The organism is Pseudomonas sp. 18.1.10 (assembly GCF_024655625.1).
GTDB lineage: Bacteria > Pseudomonadota > Gammaproteobacteria > Pseudomonadales > Pseudomonadaceae > Aquipseudomonas.
Window position 1 is genome coordinate 1 of the sequence record NZ_JANLGL010000421.1, and the last position, 2,237, is coordinate 2,237.

At 62.5% G+C, this 2,237-nt stretch carries 2 protein-coding genes; both read right to left on the minus strand.

From position 1 onward, the window contains the following. Nucleotides 1-60 precede the first annotated feature (60 nt). Nucleotides 61-885, minus strand: a complete 825-nt coding sequence (locus NUV89_RS29340; protein ID WP_124529329.1) for an ABC transporter permease — start codon at nt 883-885, stop codon at nt 61-63. Nucleotides 886-897: 12 nt separating this feature from the next. Next, nucleotides 898-2,130 (minus strand): ABC transporter permease, encoded by a 1,233-nt coding sequence (locus NUV89_RS29345; protein ID WP_257784066.1) that lies wholly within the window; start codon nt 2,128-2,130, stop codon nt 898-900. Nucleotides 2,131-2,237 lie beyond the last annotated feature (107 nt).

Sequence of the window (2,237 nt, forward strand, 5' to 3'; positions counted from 1 at the left end):
GTGTCAGCGACAGATAAGCAAGCTGGCCCACCGCTATCGCAGGCAAGCCAGCTCCCACAGTTAGATTTGGGCGGTACGCAGTTTTTCGCTGCGGCCGCGCAGCCACTCCAGGGTCAGCAACAGCAGTACCGAGAACGCAATCAACAAGGTCGCGGCGGCAGCAATGGTCGGGCTGAGGTTCTCGCGAATCCCGCTGAACATCTGCCGCGGCAACGTCGCTTGCTCAGGCCCGGCGAGAAACAGCGTCACCACCACTTCATCAAACGAGGTGGCAAAGGCAAACAACGCCCCGGAAATCACCCCCGGCGCAATCAGCGGCAAGGTCACCCGGCGAAACGCGGTCAAGGGCGATGCCCCCAGACTGGCCGCCGCCCGCACCAGGTTATGGTTGAACCCCTGCAGCGTCGCCGACACGGTGATGATCACAAACGGCACGCCCAGCACCGCATGCACCACGATCAGCGAGAAGAAACTGTTACCCAGCCCCAGCGGCGCAAAGAACAGGTAACTGGCCACGCCGATAATCACCACCGGCACCACCATCGGCGAAATCACCAGGGCCATTACCAACGCCTTGCCGGGGAAGTTGCCGCGCGTCAGGCCAATCGCCGCCAGCGTGCCGAATACCATGGCCAGCACCGTGGCGGCCGGGGCGACGATGATGCTGTTCTTCAGCGCCCGCATCCATTCGGCCGAGGCGAAGAAGTCCTGGTACCAGTGCAGCGAGAAGCCTTGCAGCGGGTACACCAGGAAACTGCCGCTGTTGAACGACAGCGGGATAATCACCAGCACCGGCAGTATCAGGAACAGCAGGATCAAGCCGCAGAGTATCCGCAAGCTGTAGAACCACACCCGCTCAACGGGCGACATATAAGGGCTCAGCATCGCAAGGTCTCCTCAGCTCAGGCGCAGGCGGCTGGCGCCCACCAGCCGGTTGTAGATCAGGTACAGCACCACGGTGGCCAGCAGCAGCAAGCCGCCCAACGCCGTGGCCATGCCCCAGTTGATGCTGGTGTTGGTGTAGAACGCCACGAAGTAGCTGACCATCTGGTCATTCGGGCTGCCCAGCAGTGCCGGGGTGATGTAGTAACCAATCGCCAGGATGAACACCAACAGGCAACCGGCGCCCACGCCAGCGTAGGTCTGCGGGAAGTACACGCGCCAGAAACTGGCGAACGGATGGCAACCCAGGGAAATCGCCGCGCGCATGTAGGTCGGCGAGATGCCTTTCATCACGCTGTAGATCGGCAGGATCATGAACGGCAGCAGGATGTGCACCATGGAGATGTACACCCCGGTGCGGTTGAACACCAATTCCAGCGGTTTATCGATCAGGCCCATGCCCATCAGCGCACTGTTGATAAGCCCGCCCGATTGCAGCAACACGATCCACGCCGCCACCCGCACCAGGATCGAGGTCCAGAACGGCAGCAGCACGAGGATCATCAACAGGTTGCTTTTGCGCGCCGGCAGGTTGGCCAGCAGGTACGCCAGCGGATAGGCCAGCAACAGGCAGATCGCCGTGATGACCAGGCCCATCCAGAAGGTGCGGGCAAAGATATCCAGGTAGATCGCCTGGTCCGGCGTGGCCGGGGCCACTTCGCCGAGGTCGTCGATGCGGTGATCGACGGCCGCCAGCAGATAGAACGGCGTCAGGCTACTGGTGTTGCGCCGGATCGCCTGCCAGTACGCCGGGTCGCCCCAGCGTTCGTCGAGGTTTTCCAACGCTTCTTTATAAGAGGCCGGCGCTTCGGTAAACGGCAGCGCCCGCGCGGTTTTGGTCAGCAGGCTGCGATAGCCGGCCAGTTCCATGTTCAAGCGTTTGGACAGGTCGCCCAACGTCTGGTTTTTGCGCGCTTCGCCCAGGTCCTCACTGAGGGCCTGATACACCGGCTCGCCCGGCAGGCCGCGCCCGTCCCAGGCCGTGACCGCCACCACGGTACGCGGCAAGCCGCCCACCACTTCCGGGTTGCCGACGCTCTTGAACAGCAGCGCAACGATGGGCACCAGGAACACCAGCAGCAAAAACAGCACCAGCGGCGCAATCAAGGCCTGGGCCTTCCAGCGGTTGACCCGCTCGGCACGCGCCAGGCGCTGCTTGAGGGTGGGGCCAGGAATGGCGATATCCATGGCAAACTCCGAGTATGAAAATGAATGACATCAGCCCAACACAGCAGAGCCCATGTGGGAGCGGGCTTGTGTGGGAGCGGGCTTGCTCGCGAATACGGTGTGTCAGT